The organism is Pararhizobium capsulatum DSM 1112, from assembly GCF_030814475.1.
GTDB classification, from domain to species: Bacteria; Pseudomonadota; Alphaproteobacteria; order Rhizobiales; family Rhizobiaceae; genus Pararhizobium; species Pararhizobium capsulatum.
This window is the reverse complement of sequence record NZ_JAUSVF010000003.1, coordinates 286,821-305,735: the sequence shown is the minus strand read 5'-3', so window position 1 is coordinate 305,735 and position 18,915 is coordinate 286,821. Positions and strand designations below refer to the sequence as shown.

The 18,915-nt window shown below is 58.2% G+C and carries 14 protein-coding genes and 5 pseudogenes; 14 read left to right on the top strand and 5 right to left on the bottom strand.

The genetic code is table 11. The annotated features are described in order from the left end of the window. The first annotated feature begins 35 nt into the window (after window positions 1–35). The 6 genes and pseudogenes from QO002_RS26650 (at window position 36) to QO002_RS26625 (ending at window position 4,695) form a co-directional block, all read left to right on the top strand. The gene (locus tag QO002_RS26650; protein ID WP_307235652.1) at window positions 36–1,766 is read left to right on the top strand and encodes a dipeptide ABC transporter ATP-binding protein; all 1,731 of its coding nucleotides are present in this window, start codon (window positions 36–38) and stop codon (window positions 1,764–1,766) included. Beyond that, window positions 1,763–2,483: pseudogene (locus tag QO002_RS26645) on the top strand (amidohydrolase family protein); the annotation flags it as partial. The gene QO002_RS26650 and the pseudogene QO002_RS26645, both read left to right, overlap by 4 nt. A gap of 87 nt (window positions 2,484–2,570) precedes the next feature. Beyond that, window positions 2,571–3,374 (top strand): L,D-transpeptidase, encoded by an 804-nt coding sequence (locus QO002_RS26640; RefSeq protein ID WP_307235650.1) that lies wholly within the window; start codon window positions 2,571–2,573, stop codon window positions 3,372–3,374. Between the two features lie 332 nt (window positions 3,375–3,706). Beyond that, entirely contained in the window at window positions 3,707–3,946 is a 240-nt protein-coding gene (locus tag QO002_RS26635) for a DUF982 domain-containing protein (protein WP_307235647.1), read from the top strand. Between the two features lie 217 nt (window positions 3,947–4,163). Then, on the top strand, window positions 4,164–4,406 hold the full coding sequence (locus tag QO002_RS26630; RefSeq protein WP_307235645.1) for a type II toxin-antitoxin system ParD family antitoxin: 243 nt from the start codon (window positions 4,164–4,166) through the stop codon (window positions 4,404–4,406). Further along, window positions 4,403–4,695 (top strand): annotated as a pseudogene (locus tag QO002_RS26625) (type II toxin-antitoxin system RelE/ParE family toxin). Before QO002_RS26630 ends, QO002_RS26625 begins: the two are co-directional and overlap by 4 nt. A gap of 123 nt (window positions 4,696–4,818) precedes the next feature. Here QO002_RS26625 and QO002_RS26620 read toward each other — a convergent pair. Continuing rightward, a pseudogene (locus tag QO002_RS26620) lies at window positions 4,819–5,346 on the bottom strand (hypothetical protein); the annotation flags it as partial. Between the two features lie 172 nt (window positions 5,347–5,518). On the opposite strand from QO002_RS26620, the pseudogene QO002_RS26615 reads away from it, so the two are divergent. Then, window positions 5,519–6,226, top strand: a pseudogene (locus QO002_RS26615) (Fic family protein); the annotation flags it as partial. 96 nt (window positions 6,227–6,322) lie between these two features. On the opposite strand, the gene QO002_RS26610 reads toward QO002_RS26615, so the two are convergent. Together QO002_RS26610 and QO002_RS26605 are read right to left on the bottom strand one after the other, a co-directional pair. Continuing rightward, on the bottom strand, window positions 6,323–8,728 hold the full coding sequence (locus QO002_RS26610) for a PIG-L family deacetylase (RefSeq protein WP_307235643.1): 2,406 nt from the start codon (window positions 8,726–8,728) through the stop codon (window positions 6,323–6,325). A gap of 43 nt (window positions 8,729–8,771) precedes the next feature. Next, window positions 8,772–9,989, bottom strand: coding sequence for an ROK family protein (locus QO002_RS26605; protein ID WP_307235641.1), 1,218 nt, complete (start codon window positions 9,987–9,989; stop codon window positions 8,772–8,774). A gap of 284 nt (window positions 9,990–10,273) precedes the next feature. On the opposite strand from QO002_RS26605, the gene QO002_RS26600 reads away from it, so the two are divergent. From QO002_RS26600 to QO002_RS30985, 7 genes and pseudogenes are all read left to right on the top strand, one after another. Continuing rightward, window positions 10,274–11,530, top strand: coding sequence for a sugar ABC transporter substrate-binding protein (locus QO002_RS26600; protein ID WP_307236260.1), 1,257 nt, complete (start codon window positions 10,274–10,276; stop codon window positions 11,528–11,530). Between the two features lie 84 nt (window positions 11,531–11,614). Continuing rightward, window positions 11,615–12,487 carry a carbohydrate ABC transporter permease gene (locus QO002_RS26595; protein WP_370878599.1) on the top strand — a complete coding sequence of 291 codons (873 nt, stop codon included), beginning with the start codon at window positions 11,615–11,617 and terminating at the stop codon, window positions 12,485–12,487. After that, complete coding sequence (locus QO002_RS26590) at window positions 12,484–13,338, top strand: carbohydrate ABC transporter permease (RefSeq protein ID WP_307235637.1); 855 nt, start codon at window positions 12,484–12,486, stop codon at window positions 13,336–13,338. The genes QO002_RS26595 and QO002_RS26590 overlap by 4 nt, the downstream gene beginning before the upstream one ends. Window positions 13,339–13,342: 4 nt before the next feature. Beyond that, window positions 13,343–14,857 carry an argininosuccinate lyase gene (gene argH / locus QO002_RS26585; RefSeq protein ID WP_307235635.1) on the top strand — a complete coding sequence of 505 codons (1,515 nt, stop codon included), beginning with the start codon at window positions 13,343–13,345 and terminating at the stop codon, window positions 14,855–14,857. Then, a complete protein-coding gene (locus QO002_RS26580; RefSeq protein ID WP_307235633.1) occupies window positions 14,857–15,891 on the top strand; it encodes an ABC transporter ATP-binding protein in 1,035 nt (344 codons plus the stop codon). The genes argH and QO002_RS26580 overlap by 1 nt, the downstream gene beginning before the upstream one ends. Continuing rightward, a complete protein-coding gene (locus tag QO002_RS26575) occupies window positions 15,888–16,781 on the top strand; it encodes a carbohydrate kinase family protein (RefSeq protein WP_307235630.1) in 894 nt (297 codons plus the stop codon). Before QO002_RS26580 ends, QO002_RS26575 begins: the two co-directional genes overlap by 4 nt. Window positions 16,782–16,821: 40 nt before the next feature. Beyond that, a pseudogene (locus QO002_RS30985) lies at window positions 16,822–17,028 on the top strand (IS6 family transposase); the annotation flags it as partial. A 378-nt stretch (window positions 17,029–17,406) separates the two neighbouring features. On the opposite strand, the gene QO002_RS26565 reads toward QO002_RS30985, so the two are convergent. Together QO002_RS26565 and QO002_RS26560 are read right to left on the bottom strand one after the other, a co-directional pair. Beyond that, window positions 17,407–17,598, bottom strand: a complete 192-nt coding sequence (locus QO002_RS26565) for a hypothetical protein (protein WP_307236299.1) — start codon at window positions 17,596–17,598, stop codon at window positions 17,407–17,409. Between the two features lie 529 nt (window positions 17,599–18,127). Beyond that, the gene (locus tag QO002_RS26560; RefSeq protein ID WP_307235628.1) at window positions 18,128–18,841 is read right to left on the bottom strand and encodes a helix-turn-helix transcriptional regulator; all 714 of its coding nucleotides are present in this window, start codon (window positions 18,839–18,841) and stop codon (window positions 18,128–18,130) included. Window positions 18,842–18,915 lie beyond the last annotated feature (74 nt).

Here is an 18,915-nt window from a genome sequence, read left to right as displayed (position 1 = left end):
GGTCAGGGATCGGTGATCACGGCGGAGCGGGCCGCATGAGAACCGGCCAGCCCTTGCTTTCCGTTCGCGGATTGACCACGAAAATTTTGACCGCCACAGGCCCCCGCACAGTCGTCGATGGCCTCAGCTTCGACGTCGACGACAACGAGATACTCGCGATCATCGGCGAATCCGGTTCCGGCAAGAGTGTCGCAACGCAATCGATCATGGGCCTGATGCCGAGCCCGCCCGCAAAGGTCGTCGCGGGCCAAGCGCTGTTCGAGGGTCGCAATTTGTTGGCCATGCCGCCGGCCGAGCTGCGAACGCTGCGGGGAAACCGCATCGGCATGATCTTCCAGGAGCCGATGGCGGCGCTGAACCCGATGATGGCCGTCGGTGATCAGATTGCCGAGGCACTAGTCACGCATCGCGAGATGGGATGGAGCGCGGCGCGGGCAGAGACGCTGCGGCTGCTCGAGCGGGTGCGTATCCCCGACGCGGCGGGGCGCGCCAAGCTGCATCCGAGCGCGCTTTCCGGCGGCATGTGCCAGCGCGTGGTGATCGCGGCGGCGCTTGCCTGCAAACCATCGCTTGTCATTGCCGACGAGCCGACGACGGCGCTCGACGCCACGGTGCAGGCCGAAATCCTGGCCCTGATCCGCGAATTGCAGAAGGACGTCGGCTGCGGCGTCATCTTCATCACCCATGACATGGGTGTCGTGCGCCACATCGCCGACCGCATCCTGGTAATGCAGGCAGGGCGCGCCGTCGAGTCAGGAAGTCGCGCAGAAACACTCGATCGGCCGAGCCATGACTATACCAGGCTGTTGATCAAGGCGACGTCGCCGGCAACGCCAAAGCCACCGGCCCCCTCATCGGATACCGTCTCAGCTCCGCCACTGGTGATTGAGGACCTGATCGTATCCTTTCCGCGCACGCAATCCATGATGTCGTTCAAACCGCAGGATCGGCTATTTGCCGTCGATGGCGTCAGTCTGACCGTGTCGGAGGGAGAGACCGTGGCTCTGGTTGGTGAAAGCGGCAGCGGCAAGACAACCATCGCTCGCGCCATTCTAGGGCTCACCGAACCCGATAATGGTCGCGTTTTGCTCAAGGGCCAGGATGTCAACACAGCGGGCGGCAGAACGCGGGACCGTGTTCAGTTCGTCTTCCAGGACCCGCAATTGTCGCTCGACCCGAGATATCGTGCCTGGCGCTCGGTCATCGAGCCGCTCATGCTCGGCGGAGAGAGGGACAGGGCGTTGCTGTGCGACAAGGCAGAGAACCTGATGGCAAAGGTCGGGCTGGATGCGCGCTATCTCGATCGCTATCCGCATGAGCTGTCGGGCGGCCAGCGCCAGCGGCTGGGCATCGCTCGCGCGCTCAGCGTCGAGCCTGATCTCGTCATAGCCGACGAGGCCGTCTCGGCGCTGGATGCGACGACCCGGCTGCAGGTGCTCGAGCTCTTTGAACAGATTCAGGCCGAGACGAGGTTGCCGATCCTGTTCATTACGCATGATTTTGCCGTCGTGACCCGGATCGCCCATCGTGTTGCTGTCATGCGCTTCGGACGTATGGTGGAAATCGGCCCGACGGCCTCGGTGCTGGCCGCGCCGCGCCATGGCTATACACGTGCATTGATTGCCGCGGCGCAAGGTGGTGAAGTGGGAGCACTTCCGGCGTCGCGCGGCCACAGGATCGGCTTGAAAAACTCCGAGCGTGACTGGAGACCGCTTGTCGAGGTCGCGCCGGGACATTTTGTGGAAGAACAGGGAATGGTGGCATGAGGTTCGACACAATCATCAAGGGCGGCACGGTGGTCACCGCCGCCGACACTTTCCTCGCCGACTTGGGCATTCGGGATGATAAGATCGTGGCTCTGGCCCAAGATCTCCACGATGCCGGCGAGATCATCGATGCCACGGGCTTGTTGGTGATGCCCGGCGGCATCGACAGCCATGTCCATCTCGAGCAGCTCGGCTCGCCCGGCATTATCATGGCTGACACGTTCGAGACCGGCACGCGTTCGGCAGCCGTCGGCGGCAATACGACGGTGCTGCCCTTTGCCTGCAGCAGAAGGGCCAGACACTGCGCGAGGCGATCAAGGACTATACCGAGCGTGCCCAAGATCATTGCTATGTCGATGTTGCATTCCATCTGATCGTTACTGATCCGACGCCGCAGGTGCTTGGCCAGGAATTGCCGGCACTGATCGCGGAGGGGTCTACCTCGATCAAGATCTTCATGACCTTTGACGACATGAGGCTCGCCGATCGGGAAATCCTCGAGGTCCTCGATGTCGCCCGCGAGCACGAGGCGCTGGTCATGGTCCATGCCGAGGGCTACGGTTCCATCCGTTTCCTGTCCGAGCGGCTCGAACGCGAGGCAAAACCGCGCCCGGCTATCACGGTGCGTCACGCCCGGTCGCCGTCGAGCGCGAAGCAACCCATCGCGCCATCAGCCTCGCCGAAATCGTCGAAACTCCCGTCATGATCGTGCATGTGGTTTTACGCTTTTTTAACCACGTGTTGTGAAAATACGACCCATCCGGTGGGGGTGTGATGCCGACCGCTCGTTTGGGGTAAGAGTGCATGCGTAAGCCGCAAGATCAGACGCGGTCCTCCGGCGCCGCCATCCCGGAGTCCGGCTACATCGTCTCCCGCCGCGCCGTGCTTTCGGGCCTCGGCGCCATGACCCTGCTTGGCGCCTCCGGCTGCTCGCAGACGCTCGAACTCCCGGCGCTGGGACCAATCGAGCCGTCCGGTGGTATGCCGCCTGTGGGCGTTGACCATATGCCGACCGGTTCGATCGGCCCGATCCCATCAATCAGCGTCGACAGGAACATCACCGACAATGGCACGATGTATGCCGCGTTGACCGACAACGGCTTTGTGATCCCGGCAATCCCATTCCAGAAGGTCAGGCCGGAATTCCGGCGTCAGATCGTTGTCGATCCGACCGGCGAGGCGCCGGGCACGATCGTGGTGCGGCTCAACGAGCGGCATCTGTATTGGGTGCAGGAAGGCGGCGAAGCGATCCGTTACGGCGTCGGCATCGGCAAGGCCGGCTTCGAATGGAACGGCCGCGCGGAGATCCAGTACACCAAGGAATGGCCGACTTGGACGCCGCCCAAAGAGATGATCGCGCGCAAACCGGAACTGGTGAAATGGACGGCCGGTCAGCCGGGTAGCCTCGACAACCCGCTCGGCGCCCGCGCTCACTATATCTACAAGGACGGCCACGACACTGGCTATCGCGTGCACGGCTCACCCGAATGGTGGACCATCGGCACTCAGGCATCTTCCGGTTGCGTACGCATGATCAACCAGGACGTCATCGACCTCTACAACCGGGTCAAGGCGTCGCCGACCAAAGTCCCGATTGTGGTGGCGTGAAAGGCGCGTCGCTCAAGAATGAGCCTTAGCTGCCTGAGGCACCGAAGTCGAAACGGGCGGCTTGATGTTGGTTGGCGATTATAGATTTTCGATAATATCGAGGACTTTAAGACAGATGATTGTCTCAAAGAAGCTGGTCGATCAGTCGACTTTGGTTGGAGTGGAGCGGGGGGTGCTATGGTCCCGAGGCGCTGGCCAACGCCGTTCACCTCCGTCGCGAGGCCGCCTTGCGAATGACACCTTTGCCGTACCGAAATTTGGAGAGCTCGCATTTAAGCAAGTCAGTGTTATGCTGCAGTGCACAATGGCTGGTTTGACAAGGGTACACTACAATGACAAAATTTCACTGGAAGAAGCCCGTCAAGGTCGCGTCCTGTGATGGACGTGAACACGTCATTCCGGGGCCTGCGGAGGCGTTGCAGAGCCTGGATCGTTGGTTATGCCGCGAAGGATGGTTCTACGAACGAGCGAGAGATAGTTGCCATGCTGCCTTGGAGAAGGGCCAGTCTACCGAGGACGCCCGGCGCGCCTTCATCGCCGCTGCCCTGGATATGGATATTCCATTCGCATAACGAGCAACATTTAACCCTTCTACGCCACATAGCCTAAGTGAGACAAACCGAACGTGGAAATACGCCAGCTAGGCCTTCAGTGACGTTTCAAGGTTCCATAATTGGTCGTTATCCCATCGGCAACGAGAATGGTGGACGGTTCTGATCCCATGCAGATGGGGGAACTTTTGACAAACTTTGCCAAAATCGAATATGATCCTTTCAAATGGAGGTTCCGATGGCGACAATGAACGTATCTCTTCCAGATCCGATGAAGGATTGGGTGGAGGCGCAGGCCAGGACTGGGCGATATTCGAACGCTAGCGACTACGTGCGCGACCTGATCCGACGCGACCAGACACGAAACGACAAGATTGCCGCCATGCAAAATTTCGTCGAGGCGGGGCTCCAAAGTGGCGTTGGCATTCGATCAAAGGATGAGCTCTTTGCTGAGGCGATGGCTCGTGCCAGCAAGTCATGAGTTTTAGGCTTTCTGTCGAGGCGGAAGAAGACATCATTGCGATCGCCGAGCAGGGTGCCCGTATGTTCGGAGTAGACCAGGCAAAACGCTACCACGATGAACTTTTCGCACTATTGATCTGATCGCTGCTAATCCACGCATCGCACGCGAACGCAATGAGATCGAACCGCCCGTCAGAATTCATACCTTCAAAGCACATCTCATCGTCTATCGGGTTGAAGACGATGAGAAAATTTTCGTAGTGCGAATCCGCCACGGGCATGAAGATTGGGCAAATATTTCAATGTAGCGCCACGGATGAAGCTGTGGGTTTTGGTGTTCCTTAGGTTCGAATTGGTTCAAGGCGGAGACGAGGACGCTCGGCCCAGATACAACATGTTCTGAGTATCCGAGCCGAGCATCTCATTCGACCTTACGCAGCTTCCCAAACGTGATTGAGGATCTTTGCGGCCAGTGCAGCCTTGTCTTGCGGAAGGAAGCGACCGTAGTGCTGCTGCACGACATCGGGTGTATCCTGGATTGCGTAGCTCGCCTGCTCGTAGGATCCGGTCTGCTTCAGAATATGCGTCGCGAGAATGTCCCGCAGGTTATGGGGTCCATGCGGCAACAAGCCTTTGATGGCACCTCGTCCGGTGTAAGGGTTAAAAATTCCATAGCGTTGGATGACGGTTCTCCAAGCTTCGTAGAACGTGGTCGAGTTGTAAGCCGCGTCGATGCTGGTGGTCTTCACCGTTTTGACGAACAGGGTTCTGGGGTCTTTGGCGCCGCCAAGCAGGACACCACTATGACGGTCGATAAAGGCATCGAGATATTCGTAGAGGTCGAGCAGGTCCGGCAGGATCAGCTGAAACGGTTTCTGTCCAAAGAAGGATGAACCGGAGTTTTTGAATGCGACCGACGGGATAAGGACCTCCCACCCATGGTCGCGATCGCTCCAGCGGCGCGTTAATTAAGCGCGCTTATCTAAGTCTGTCGATTAATTAAATGAAAGGCGTCTTGCTTAAATAACGGGCGCGGCTGATATTTGGTTATGTCTGATTCCCAATCCAAAAACCGCCTGGGTCGTTTCGTCGAGACGGTCGCCGCCAATGAAACAGTGCGGGCGTTCGTCCCGCCGCCATTGCCACCGGATTGGTGGCACGCGCCCCGGTAACGCACTCTTTGTACCGCCACCCGTCACTGAAATGGCTGGTTGCCTGGACGCATTCGAGCGCTTCATGCATGACGACCAATCTCGGCTCCCGGCGCTGATCAAAGCTGGCCTGCTGCATGTGCAGTTTGAAACGATCCATCCGTTTCTCGATGGCAACGGCCGTATTGGTCGCCTGCTTGTAACCCTGTACCTTTGTGTGAACGGGGTTTTGCGGAAGCCGCTTCTCTATCTCAGCCTCTATTTAAAGTCCCATCGGAGAGAATATTATCGGTTATTGCAAGAGGTCCGTGAGCATGGAAACTGGGAAGCTTGGCTGGACTTTTTCCTGGCCGGCGTTGCCGACACTGCCAATCAAGCGTTTGAGGCTGCGACCCAGATCGTCGATCTTTTCAAGGAAGATCGGGAGCGGATCACGGTGGAGAGCGATAGAGCAGGGTCGGCCCTTCGTATTCACGAGCTGTTCCAGCAGAATCCTTTTCACACAGCGAACCAGATTGTTCAGATAACAGGTCTGTCCGCACCAACCGTGAACGCCGCACTCGCCGATCTGGAGCGATTGGGCATTGTTGATGAGGTGACCGGCCGCAAGCGTGGCCGCGTGTTCAGCTATCGACGATACCTTGCAATTCTAGGCGAAGGCACTGATCCTTTGCCTCTCAGTTCATGAGAAATAGATGGGCCAAAGGTTCGATTTTCATCAAGGCGACCATGTTTTTGCGTTCCTCGATAACTAACGACTGCAAACCCCCTGAAGGAACCGCGGCTAGCGGCCCACGGGCTGGACAAGATTGGCCATCATCTTGAAAGCGCCAGGAACGAGCTTGTCAAGTTGGTGGTGCAAAACGAGACTGACGTGGGTGTGCCGCCCCCTGCCGATCTCAGCCGAGATAAGTGAGCCTTCCAGTGGGCTTTCACCGGGATCGCTCATTGATAGCAGAGGCTGATAGGCCTTGTGCCATCGTGCCGCGAAATAAAGCCCGCGTTCCTTGTCCCATCCCTGCCAATCGCTGGCCTCGACCCGGTTCGGGCCGATCATCAAGGGGTGGTCAGGCCTCAGGACATCGACAATCGCTGCCGGATCGGTGACCCGCCAGCGCACCGAGGGTGTGCCGATCTCTATGCGAAGCGGCGGCGTCTTGTCCGGGTTCCAGCCATCCGACGGCCGATGATAAAGCGTAACGAGATGCCCGCCATTCTCTACGAAACGATGCAGCCGCGGGGCGGCCGCTGCAAGATCCTTGCGGATACCGAAGGCGAAAATGCCGACAACGATCGTCGTGAACGCCGAGAGATCGCCAGCCAATGATGGGGCGTCGAGTTCGGTGACATCAATGCGCATGCGCTGCAACCACAGGCCGACCCGATCGGCTCCGCCACCGACATACCCCACCCGGGCGTTTTCCGGGAGCTTCAGATCGAGCGCCAGAATGCGCAAGGTCTCCGGTTCACGAAATGCGGTTCGCCCTATATGGGGATAGGCAATCTGCGTAACGCGCATCGCAGGGTGGCCATCGATATGCGGTGTGAGCACGCTCAAGCCGGGTGATATGGACGCCGGCGCAGTGACTTGGAGACCGCCAATCTGCCTGTCTACCGACCAGCCATCCGGCACCGCGAACGTGATATTAGCCTCGGTGCCTTGCGCTTTCACCTCCCACTGACGGAGCTTGGTATCAAACGGCACAATGATGGCATTTGGCGACAAAACCAGGGAATGCGCCGGTGCGATGGACAGCGGCTCTTCAGTATCAACGCGGGTCTTAACCGCCCGTCCGCCAACTTCGATAGAGATTTCAACAAACGCGCGGCCATTGCCGCCCATTCTTGACCAAGCTGGATCGTATTGCGGGGACAGCGGCGCGTCGGCGGCGACGGTCAGGGCAAAGACGATCTCATCGTCAGTGCCTTTCTGCCGAGAACCCGACACGCCCGCAGGCAGATGGAGATCGGTTTTCAGGGACGTATTGCTGAAGCAGCCGTTGATATGCAGCGTCAATAGGCCTTGATTGCCGGGCGACAGCGTTGACGGGGTCGCGACAGACCTGACGGTGATGCCCTGTGTCAGAAAGATCGCAGTATCGATCTGCGAAAGCTTACGATCGAACCGATGTCCATGCAGTTCCAGCAGGGATGCGCCACTGGCCGCAATGGCCTCATCGATCGCGCGTGCCGCCTTAAGTAGCGCGTCAGCGATGCGGGAGAGGTCAGGGAAACTGGCGATGGCCTTGGCGATGCAGGCATCAGCTGTCGCCAGCGCATCGACAACACGCTGCGACTCGCCTGCCTGATCGCCAAGCTGGGCAAGCGTGCTGGGCAGGGCATCGAAAATCGAAGCCTCGTCTCCAACGCCGGCCATGGCGTATCTGAGATGCAGTGGCCAGGCCTCGCGCGGCCAGTCGCGCCAGCGGCCCATGCCTTGGGAGGCGTGATAATAGCGCGACCACTCGCCGATATGATCATAGCTGGCACCTGTCGCCGGTTCTAGCCCGGCCGCCTCGATCAGAAGCGTGACGGGGGGCGGGGGCACCTCGTCATCATAGGTCTCGCCGCCTCCGGACCAGGCCGGCAGATAGAATTTAGAAACTGCCCAGGGCTTCAAACCTTCGGACATATGTTCGGGAAAGGCTGCCGGATCAGCCGCCAGCCGAATAGCTGTCTCGGCCGCTCGCGTCATCGCCCGGTGGTGACCATGCTGGCCCGGGACGTCGAGAAATGTCGGCAGCACGATATCCGGCCGCTCCGTTCGATAGGCGCGCACCAGTCGCTCGACCGTTCGCTCTTCGCCCCAATGGGCGAAGGTCTGGTCGCCATCCTTGGAGAATCCGAAATCATGAACCGGATCCTCCGGCCCGTGCCCCAGCCAGTGGATATCGGCGTCGAGTTCGCGCGCTGCCTCCTCCATTTCGCGGCTGCGCACGATGCCAAGAGCGCCAAGACGTTCCGGGCCTATGGCACTTTGGCCGCCTTCGCCGCGCGTGGAACAGGCAACGACAACGCGCATGCCGAGCGCCAACCGAAGGTAAGCAAGCAGGCTGTTATGCTCGTCGTCCGGATGAGCGCCGGTGTTCATGATGGTGACGGAGGAATTCAGCCGCGAAAGAGCCCGATGCAGGCCGATCAACGAAGGGTTCTGTTTTTGTTTCTCGATACGCTCGCGATCGGTCAGCATGTCTTCCTCCAACCTCTTCATGTTTGGTGGCTTCGCCCTTGATTCAGACCACTTTGTCCGTGATGGCTGTTGGCGACGTCTCCATCTTCGGCGTCACGGCTTCGAAAAGCGGCAGCGCGGCAGCACCGAGGGCTGCCGTCAACTGGCCGGTCTGGCCGCGAATGACGCGGGGCAGGGCGCGCGTACCGCGGCTCGCTACCGATACAGGCAGTGCCTGCAGGGCGTCTATGATGTCGTCGATAACTGCATCCGGCAGCGCACCGCCCAGAATGAGCGTCTCCGGATCGAGCACATTTTCGAGCATCGCGACCATCGGCGACAGATATTCCGCCGTCTCCGTAATCCATTCCCGGACGACCGGATTTCCCTCTTTGTGCATAACCTCGATGGCTTCGAAATCGGAACTCTCGCAGCCAGCTGCTGCGAGCTTTTCCTTCAGCGCGTAGACCGAGACATAGCGCTCCAGGCAACCATTCTGGCCGCAGGCGCAAGGACGGCCGCGCGGAGCGACGACAACATGGCCGATTTCGCCGGCATTGCCGAACGCACCGCGAAACGGTGCGCCGTCATGGATAAGCCCGAGCCCGACGCCGACGCCGAAATAGATCATGCCGAAATTCGAGATGGCCCGTCCGGCGCCGAACAGGCGCTCGCTAACGGCCGCCGCATTCGCATCGTTTTCGACGATGACAGTTTCGCCACTGGCCGCACTCAGAACCGCTACCGCATCGATCGATCCCCAGCCCGGCAGCGTGGTCGGACCAACGTAACTCATGCCTTCGATCTCGAATGGGCCGGGCATGACGACGCCGATGCCCAGCAACTTCGAGGGAAACTGCGCGCGGACGGTTTCGACTTGCCGCGCAAAAAACGGAACGATGAATTCCGGCCTTGTATCCTGCACGGCGACGATCAATTTCGAACGAACCTGTCCGGAGAGATCGAGGACTGTGGTCACCATGTGATCGGCAGCGATTTCGATGCCGATGGTGACCGCCCCGTCCGGATTGACGGCAAACTGGATTGGTGGCTGGCCTCGGCCCGATCGCAGGCGGCCGATTTCCATCAGCAGGTCTTCACCGACGAGTTCATCGACGATATTGGCCACGGCCTGGGCCGTCAGTTGCGTGAGCTTGGCAATGTGCATGCGCCCGAGAGAGCCGTGCATGCGCACGACATCCAGCACGACACGTCGGTTATGGTCCCGGCTGCGTTCCGGGTTTTTCCCGATCGCGATCTGTTGCTTGCCTAATTGCGCCATTTCGACCACCTCTGTCTCTGCGACATAGGGATAGCCTCAGCGTACGGCAGACCGCAATAGAATAAGTAAACTAAATTATCTTATTGACAAAACCCGCCGCCCGGATGAGCCTAATGAGATCGCGAACCTGCGATCATGAAAAAGGGGATGGGTGGCCTTTGGGCGTTTTGCAGATCCTTCCCGACAAGCAAATCGAAGCGCTGAGCAAAACATTTGCAGGTGGCTTTGGGGAACCAGATGAGTGCGAGCGGGATCATCACCGACTCGACATAAGGAGGCTTACTATGCGTCGCGGAATTCTACTAGCTGGTCTTTTTACGAGTATCAGCGTCTTTGCCGTCAACAGTGCCCACGCTGTTGAGATCGAATATTGGCAGTATGTCTACGAAACCCGCGTCAAGGCGATGGATCAACTGATCGAGAATTTCGAGAAGGCCAATCCGGATATTACCGTCAAGCAAACGACATTCCCTTATGCCGACTACCAGACCCGCGTCGTCGCCGCCAACATGTCCGGCGATGGCCCCGATGTAATGCAGCTTTTCTATGGCTGGCTTGACCAGTTCATCGCTGGAGATCTCGTTCAGCCGTTGCCTGTGGATACCTTTCCGCACGACAAGATCGAAAGCGAATTCTTCCCGATCGTTTCCGCCATGAAGCGTGGCGATAACTATTACGGCCTGCCAACGGCGGTTCGTTCTCTGGCCCTGTTCTATAACAAGAAGCTGTTCCAGGAAGCGGGTCTTGATCCTATGACCCCGCCAAAGACGCTCGACGAATTCGTCGCTGCCGCTGAAAAAACAGTGAAGCATGATGCCAACGGCAACATGACCGTGGCCGGTACGACACTCGATATGGCTGGGCAGGATCACCAGTGGTGGCGTGAGGTGTTAATCCGCCAGAATGGCGGTGAGCCGTACACGGCCGATTACTCCAAAGTTACCTACAATAGCGATGCAGGTCTCAAGGCGCTGAAATTCTACACAGATCTGCAAACAGAAAAGAAGGTCGGCCAGGTCGGCTTCATGGACGAAGGACAGGCTGCCTTCCGCGCCGGCCGCGCGGCGATGACCATCGACGGCACCTTCCGTCTTGGCTCCTTCAAGAGCATCAAGGATTTCGAGTGGGGCGTCACCGAACTGCCGGCCAATGCTGCGGGCGTACGCTCCAACTATGCCAGTTATTTCGCCAATGGCATCGGTGCCAAGGTAAGCGGCGAGAAGCTGGAAGCTTCGAAAAAGTTCCTTGCCTACATTACTTCGCCGGAAGCGATGAAGGTATGGCTTGATACGGTCGGCGAACTGCCGGCCCGCCGCTCTGCCGCACTGACCGAGGCCAATCTGACCGACCCGATCTATTCGCCATTCCTGAAGGCACTGGACTACGCCCACACATCCCTGTTCGTGGACGAAGCCGCTCAACGCCAGACAGCGATGGACATGGTCAATCGCGTCCTTCTCGAAAAACAGTCTCCCGAGGATTCGATTGCTCAAGCGGCAACCGCCGAGCAGGACATCATCAACGCCGCAAAGAACCAATAAGGGCAAGCCATGAGCTCCGCACCTGCGAAGAGGGATGGGACGGCTTCACGCCGCCCCACCACATCCCTTTGGGATCGGCTATCGATGCGTCACAAGCGCCTTATCTGGGTCTGGACCTTCCTGGCCCTGCCGATCCTGTTTTACTGCATCATCCGGTTCTACCCGACACTGCAGGCCTTCTATCTGTCCTTTACCAATTGGAACCTGATGAAGCCGCCGAAATTTATCGGCTTTGCCAATTACGTGAAGCTCTACAACGATCCGCAGTTCTGGAAGGTCTTTCGCAACACCTTCACCTATCTGATTATCGGCACGCCGCTCAGCCTGCTGATTTCCTTCGTAATCTCTTTCTATCTTGATCGGGTGCGCATTCTGCACGGACTGATCCGGGCGCTCTATTTCCTGCCGTTTCTAACGACGGCTGCCGCCATGGCTTGGGTCTGGCGCTGGTTCTACCAGCCGGCACCAATCGGCGTCATCAACGACGTGCTGGGCCTGATTGGACTGCGGCAACAGCCCTTCATCCGCTCCGTCGATCAGGCTTTGCCGTCGATCATGGTGACTTCGATCTGGGCAGGCCTCGGCTTTCAAATCATTATCTTCATGGCTGGCCTTCGCGCGATCCCCTCGACCTATTACGAGGCGGCGAAAATTGATGGGCTTGGCGAGTGGCCGACCCTGTGGAAGATAACCCTGCCACTTCTGAAGCCCACCACTGTCTTCCTCGTTGTGTTTTCCTCGATCGGCTTTCTGCGGATATTCGATCAGGTCTACAACATGACGACCAATGATCCAGGGGGGCCGCTTGGCTCCACCAAGCCGCTGGTGCTGATGATCTATCAGACGGCTTTTTCGTCCTACAACATGGGCTATGCAGCAGCGCAGACGGTTGTTCTGTTCGCCATCCTACTGGCTGTATCGCTTTTGCAGCTCTGGATTCTGAGGGAACGCAAATGACGGCACTTGCCCTGAAGAAAGCACCGCTCGCCAAGGGTAATATCCGCCCCGGCCGTATCATCGTCTGGACACTGTTGTTCGTTGGCGGACTGATTATGATCACGCCGCTGCTCTTCATGTTCTCGACTTCACTGAAGACCGCAAGCGAGGTCTACGATCTGCGCCTGATCCCGTCAGCGCCGACGCTGCAGAACTATATCACAGTACTTTCTGATGGCCGGTTCATGCGGTGGTTCCTGAATTCCACGATCGTTGCCTGCACGGTGACGCTGTCGAACGTGTTTTTCGACAGTCTCGTTGGCTACACGCTGGCGAAGTTCGCATTTCGCGGCCGCCAGCTGATTTTCCTGGCAATTCTGTCGACCCTGATGATCCCGACGGAAATGCTAGTTATTCCCTGGTACCTGATGTCGAGCCAACTGGGCTGGCTGGATAGCTATTGGGGCATCATGTTCCCCGGCATGATGACAGCTTTCGGCACTTTTCTGATGAAACAGTTCTTCGAGACGGTGCCGAACGACTTTCTGGAGGCTGCTCGTATCGATGGCCTCAACGAATTCCAGATCTGGTGGAAGGTTGCGATGCCGCTGGTGACACCGGCTCTGTCTGCTCTTGCGATCTTCACTTTCCTTGGCAATTGGACCGCCTTCTTCTGGCCGCTGATCGTGGTGACGAGTCGTGAACTTTACACGCTGCCGGTCGGGCTTTCGAGCTTTGCCGTCGAGCAATCCATTCAATGGGAAATGATCATGACGGGTGCCGCGCTTGCAACCCTGCCGACGCTGCTCGTCTTCCTAGTGCTGCAGCGCTACATCGTGCGCGGCGTCATGCTGGCCGGTCTGAAAGGATAAGACAGTGCCCGATACCAATCCACGCCTGAACGACAAGACCGTCTTCCCCGACCCCGCCTACAAGGAAACGGTGCTGCGTCCGCTTTTCGATGGTGCCAAGACCCATCATGTCGAGGGCTTTCGACGTATCGACCGGGCGCATCTGGTTATGCTGGTTGAAACCGGCATCCTTGACAGAGCGCAGGCAGTCGAGATCGCCGGCGCGCTGGAGGCGATCGATCGCAATATCGATCCGGCTCAACTCGTTTATACTGGCGAGGTCGAGGACTTCTTTTTCCTGATCGAAAAGGAGCTGAAAGCCCGCATCGGCCCTGATATTGCCGGGCGTCTGCACACCGCGCGCTCGCGCAACGATATAGACCACACGCTGTTCAAGCTTGGCATCAAGGAGAGGATCGATGCGCTGATGGTCAAGGCGCAGGCCCTGCTCTCTACCCTCATCGAGGCCGCCGATCGTGAGAAGGCGACGTTGATTGTTGCGTATACACACGGCCAGCCAGCTCAGCCGACGACGTTCGGCCACTACCTTTCGGGGGCAATCGAGGTGTTCATCCGCGATATCCAACGCTTGTTTGAAGCGCGCCGGATCGTCGATCTCAGCCCCATGGGGGCTGCTGCCATTACAACGTCGGGCTTTCCGATCGACCGGGCAAGAGTGGCTGAATTGCTGGGTTTTCGTGCAGCCTTGCAGAACTCTTACAGCTGCATTGCAGCCGTCGATTATATCACCTGCACCTATAGCGCCATCGAACTGATGTTCCTGCATATGGGCCGGCTTATTCAGGACTTTCAGTTCTGGACGAGTTTCGAAGTCGGCCAGATCTATGTGCCGAATGCGCTGGTACAGATCTCTTCGATCATGCCGCAGAAGCGCAATCCGGTGGCGATCGAGCACATGAGACTTCTCGCCAGCCAGACGTTCGGCCGGGCCCGGACGATGCTCGATATCATGCACAATACTCCCTTCACTGATATGAATGACAGCGAGGGTGAAACGCAATCGGTTGGTTATGAAGCATTCCATGCTGGCGGCCGCGTGCTGGATCTGATGTCCTCTTTCGTTGGGGCTATCCGGATCGATCCCGTAAAGGTTGCCAGCAACATCCGCTGCTCCTGCATCACCATTACCGAGCTTGCGGATTCTCTGGTCCGGATCGAAGGTCTGTCCTTTCGTCAGGCGCACGAGATCGCGGCATCTGTCGCGCGCTCGGTCGTGGCCAGCGGTGGTGGACTTGAGGACGACGGATACGCGCCGTTTCTGGTTGCATTCGAATTGTCTGCGGGCCGCAAGCCTTCCGTTGGCAAGGGCCAGTTCGCCGAAATCGTCTCGCCGGAGTACTTCGTTGCCGTGCGCGCCCGTTTCGGCGGCCCCGCACCGGAGCCGATGGCGGATGCGCTGAACACTTACCGCAAGACCTCAGCAGCTTTTTCCGCTGAGGCCCAGGAAAACACGGTGCGGGAAGCCAAGGCAGCAATTGAACTTGACACGAAATTCAAAGCATTGATGGGAGCAGCCTGATGGCAAACATAGAATTGCAGGGGCTGGTCAAGCGCTATGGCAAAATGGATGTCGTCCACGGCATCGATCTTGCTATTGCCGATGGCGAATTCGTGGTTTTCGTCGGCCCGTCCGGCTGCGGAAAGTCAACGACGTTGCGGATGATCGCCGGACTGGAAGACATTTCCGGCGGAACGCTGCGTATCGGCGGTGAAGTCGTCAATGAGCGCGAACCAAAACAGCGCAACATCGCCATGGTGTTTCAGAATTATGCGATCTACCCGCATATGAGCGTGCGGCAGAATATCGGTTTCGGGCTCTATACGTCAAAAATCTCTAAGGCCGACAAGAACGAACGGATCGACGAAACGGCCAAGGTGCTTGGGTTGACCGAATATCTTTCCCGGCGTCCAGCCGCGCTTTCCGGCGGTCAGCGCCAGCGTGTCGCAATCGGTCGCGCCATGGTGCGTAACCCGTCTGCCTTCCTGTTCGATGAGCCGCTTTCCAATTTGGATGCGCAGTTGCGCGCCCAGATGCGTATCGAGATAAAGCGCCTGCATCAAAAGCTCGGCACAACGATCGTCTACGTCACGCACGATCAGATCGAGGCGATGACCATGGCCGACCGGATCGTCGTCATGCGGGATGGTCATATTTTGCAGGCGGGGACGCCAATGGATATCTACGAAAATCCCCTCGATGTTTTCACCGCCAAATTCATCGGCAGTCCGTCGATGAACCTCGTTCCAGGCACTTTTACGGATGATAGTGTGCGGATCGGGCCGGATGGGGCACATCTGATCGGCGTCAGGCCGCATGATTTGCTGGTCGGCGAACTGCGGGGCACCGGGTTCAATCTCACGGGGGCGGTCACGGCAGTCGAGCCGCTCGGCTCGGAAACGCTTGTGCATTTCGATGCAGCCGGCACATCGGTCATTGCAACGGCTCCAGCAAAACTGCTTCCGGCGGTCGGCAGTTCGATCAGCGCCCATGCCAAACCTGGCTCGCTCTATCTTTTCGATGCCAAGACGGAAAAGGCACTCGGCCGCCAATGACGCTTGAGAACGAGACAAGATCGGCCGTGCTGAGTATCGGCCGCGTTTATTGCGACCTGATTTTCACCGGATTGCAAGGCATGCCGTTGCTCGGTCGCGAGATTTTTGCCGAGAACATGTATATCGCCGCCGGTGGCGGCGCCTTCATCATGGCTGCCTATTGTGCCCATGCGGGCCGCAAGACGGCGCTCCTTTCCCGCTTGGGTACTGATGCGTTGTCAATGGGCCTGGAAGGACAGCTTACAGACAGCAGCGTCGATCTGCGGTTTCTTGACCGCGCCGCCGATGCCGGACCGCAAGTTACCGTCGCTATCATCAACAACCAGGAGCGGGCATTTCTCTCACGCCGCGCCGGTCCTGCCGAACCGGCGACACTGTCGGCGGCTCTCGAATGGTCCGATGCGCGCCACCTGCATATCGCCGAATTTGCCACTCTTGTCGAAATTCCGGGACTTGTTGCCGCCGCGAAGGCAAAGGGCCTCACCGTGTCGCTCGATCCGAGCTGGGACGAAACCTTGATCTTCGGCACGGATTTCCTGGCGACATGCGAAGGCATCGATGTCTTCCTGCCGAATGTCGAGGAGGCTGCAGCGATCACCGGCGAGACGGAGCCATTAAAGGCGCTGGACAGGCTTGCCAAGGTGTTTCCGGTGATTGCGTTGAAGGCCGGTTCAAAGGGGGCATATCTCGCCAACTGCGGAAATGTGCTGCACCGTGGCGCAAACCCCGTCCAAGTCATCGACACCACTGGGGCAGGTGATGCCTTCAATGCCGGCTTTATCCACAGTTGGCTCGATGGACATGACGACGAGAACTGCCTCTTCGACGCCATCGCCATGGGTACGCTTGCCGTTCAAGCGGCGGGCGGGGCGACAATGCTGAAGGGTTAAAGCTTGTTCTTCGCAATGGGTGATGTCAGGTTAACTCCAGCTGAAAGATTCTCGGCTATGTCGCCGGGATGAGCCAGAGCCCGGTCAGCTACAACGCCATCGCTTCCCGCCGTCTGTGATCGCTCATGGGGTCTGGCTGTATTTCAGATTTCCATTGAGCCTGCGCCTGGTGGAGGAAATGCTGTTGGAACGCGGCATCGTCGTTTCCTATGAGACGATCCGATGCTGGGCAAAGAAGTTCGGCCCCGACCATGCTTGCGGCGGAGAGCGCCGAGACCGAATGCCGTTTGGGTACTTGAACCGCCGCTCGAGAGCAAATTCTATCTTTTGTCCTATAAATGTAACTGATCCGGCACGCATTCGGTTCGAAATTCCTAAGTCTGTACGCCGAACTATGACTGTCGGCTCTGGAATCTCACCATATCTCCTGACACCCCACGCAAGGTGGGGGCGCTGGCGGGTTTCCGGCTGCCTTAATTCCGCCGTTGGGGAATTGCACCCCGCCCTGAGAACACTCGACGGAAAATCTTCAAGGGTGCGTGACTTCGGTCGGGGTTCGGTCCAGATGGGAGTGACCGCAAGCGAGGGTCGGTCCGACTGGATGCGGAAATTCCAGTCCGTGAAATTATCGCAGCCGTTGCAGCAATTGAAGGATCCTATCCTGCTTGAATTCGATTGCCAGCAGACGGCGATCAAGGTCTTCGGCAATCGCTTCCAACGCCAGCGAGGTATTCCACTCGACCCGCGTCTTGTCTGCCGACAGGAAGCGAGCCCGGTTGTCAGCAAGAGCTTCTATCGCCTTCGCAAAGTCCGTCATCCGTCAATTCCTTTGGTTGGGCCACGAACGCCGGCAGCGTGAAGGCAGTGGAAGACGAAGTCCAGATGAGTCCGCAAGTAGAACTGAGACCGCCAGATGCTCATGCTGAGACCGGCCGGGGGAGCTTGCTGCTATCGGGATTCACGGGCAATGGATCTCAGGCGTTGCCCGTCGATGCCGTGGTCGATCACGCCATCATCCGCATGCTGCGAGGCGTTTCGCGCGCAGAAGTATAGGTGTTCACCTCGAGACGTTAAAGCAACGTCGATGAACGCAGTGCGTCTCACGTACAATTGAGAGGTTGATGGCTTCGGCGGCCGCCAAATTCCCGTCATGCAAAACCAGATCACTTAGGACATCAGGACGGTCATGCCAGCAACCTGTGAGTTCGCTTAATGCGGCCGACTTTTTGCGTGCAGATGTAAGGCCGACAAATATTTTTTGATCAAGCGTCATGGCGCCGTATGGAGGCAAAGTCTCGATGAGGCAAGCGAGTGCAGATGAGACTGCCGATCGCTATAGACTCGGCCTACCTGGGAACAGATTTGAGCTGTTCGAGGTAGCTATAAACGGTGAACCTCGATATCCCGAGGCTGGCGGCGGCGACATCGACGCTCGAGCGGATCATGAACAGGCCACGAACGTTCATGTTGCGGACCGCCTCCATCTTTTCTTCCTTCTGCATCTGGAGGACGGTTTTGCCAGTCGCCTTGATGCTGGTGTCGATGATCTCGGTGACGATTTCCTCGACTGAAAGCGCGCCACCCTCGGCGACGTCAGCCGCCTGTTCTTGCTCCGGCTCGTTGGCAAGTTCCAGGATCATCGCCTTGAGCTCCCGCATCTTGCTTCGGTCCGCGTTGACACAGATCGCCGCATAAGCCGTGCCCTCGCTGTCTCTCAAGAGGATACTTGTGGATTCGAGTTCTAGTCCTGTCCGCGTCCGGGTCTTGTAGCCATCCACGATCGTCAGAGGATCGTTGGCCTCGTTCATGTCGCCGGCGATCAGCTTCTTTAGACCGACATCGCCGAACGGGCCGCTGATGATGGAACTCCCGATGGTGCGGCCGCTCAGCTTGCCATTGGCAATGGCGACGATCGATTCCTCGGGCTTGGCGAGATCATGCAACACGATCTCAGTGTTTGCGCCGAAGCATTTGGCGAGACCTGCGACGACGCTTGCGAGCGCGTCGATCACGAGCCTGCGTTCGGCGTGGGTAGAAGGCCGTGTCCGTTCAATTGCCATCGAATGCCATCTTCCCGCGATAAGCAAAAAAATCTGTCTAGCCGGTTCTCCGGCGCGTGCAATAATAATTCAGC

Coding starts and splice junctions, on each gene's coding strand:
- QO002_RS26650 (WP_307235652.1), top strand. CDS start 36: ATGAGAACCGGCCAGCCCTTGCTTTCCGTTCGCGGATTGACCACGAAA.
- QO002_RS26640 (WP_307235650.1), top strand. CDS start 2,571: ATGCGTAAGCCGCAAGATCAGACGCGGTCCTCCGGCGCCGCCATCCCG.
- QO002_RS26635 (WP_307235647.1), top strand. CDS start 3,707: ATGACAAAATTTCACTGGAAGAAGCCCGTCAAGGTCGCGTCCTGTGAT.
- QO002_RS26630 (WP_307235645.1), top strand. CDS start 4,164: ATGGCGACAATGAACGTATCTCTTCCAGATCCGATGAAGGATTGGGTG.
- QO002_RS26610 (WP_307235643.1), bottom strand. CDS start 8,728: ATGCTGACCGATCGCGAGCGTATCGAGAAACAAAAACAGAACCCTTCG.
- QO002_RS26605 (WP_307235641.1), bottom strand. CDS start 9,989: ATGGCGCAATTAGGCAAGCAACAGATCGCGATCGGGAAAAACCCGGAA.
- QO002_RS26600 (WP_307236260.1), top strand. CDS start 10,274: ATGCGTCGCGGAATTCTACTAGCTGGTCTTTTTACGAGTATCAGCGTC.
- QO002_RS26595 (WP_370878599.1), top strand. CDS start 11,615: ATGCGTCACAAGCGCCTTATCTGGGTCTGGACCTTCCTGGCCCTGCCG.
- QO002_RS26590 (WP_307235637.1), top strand. CDS start 12,484: ATGACGGCACTTGCCCTGAAGAAAGCACCGCTCGCCAAGGGTAATATC.
- QO002_RS26580 (WP_307235633.1), top strand. CDS start 14,857: ATGGCAAACATAGAATTGCAGGGGCTGGTCAAGCGCTATGGCAAAATG.
- QO002_RS26575 (WP_307235630.1), top strand. CDS start 15,888: ATGACGCTTGAGAACGAGACAAGATCGGCCGTGCTGAGTATCGGCCGC.
- QO002_RS26565 (WP_307236299.1), bottom strand. CDS start 17,598: ATGACGGACTTTGCGAAGGCGATAGAAGCTCTTGCTGACAACCGGGCT.
- QO002_RS26560 (WP_307235628.1), bottom strand. CDS start 18,841: ATGGCAATTGAACGGACACGGCCTTCTACCCACGCCGAACGCAGGCTC.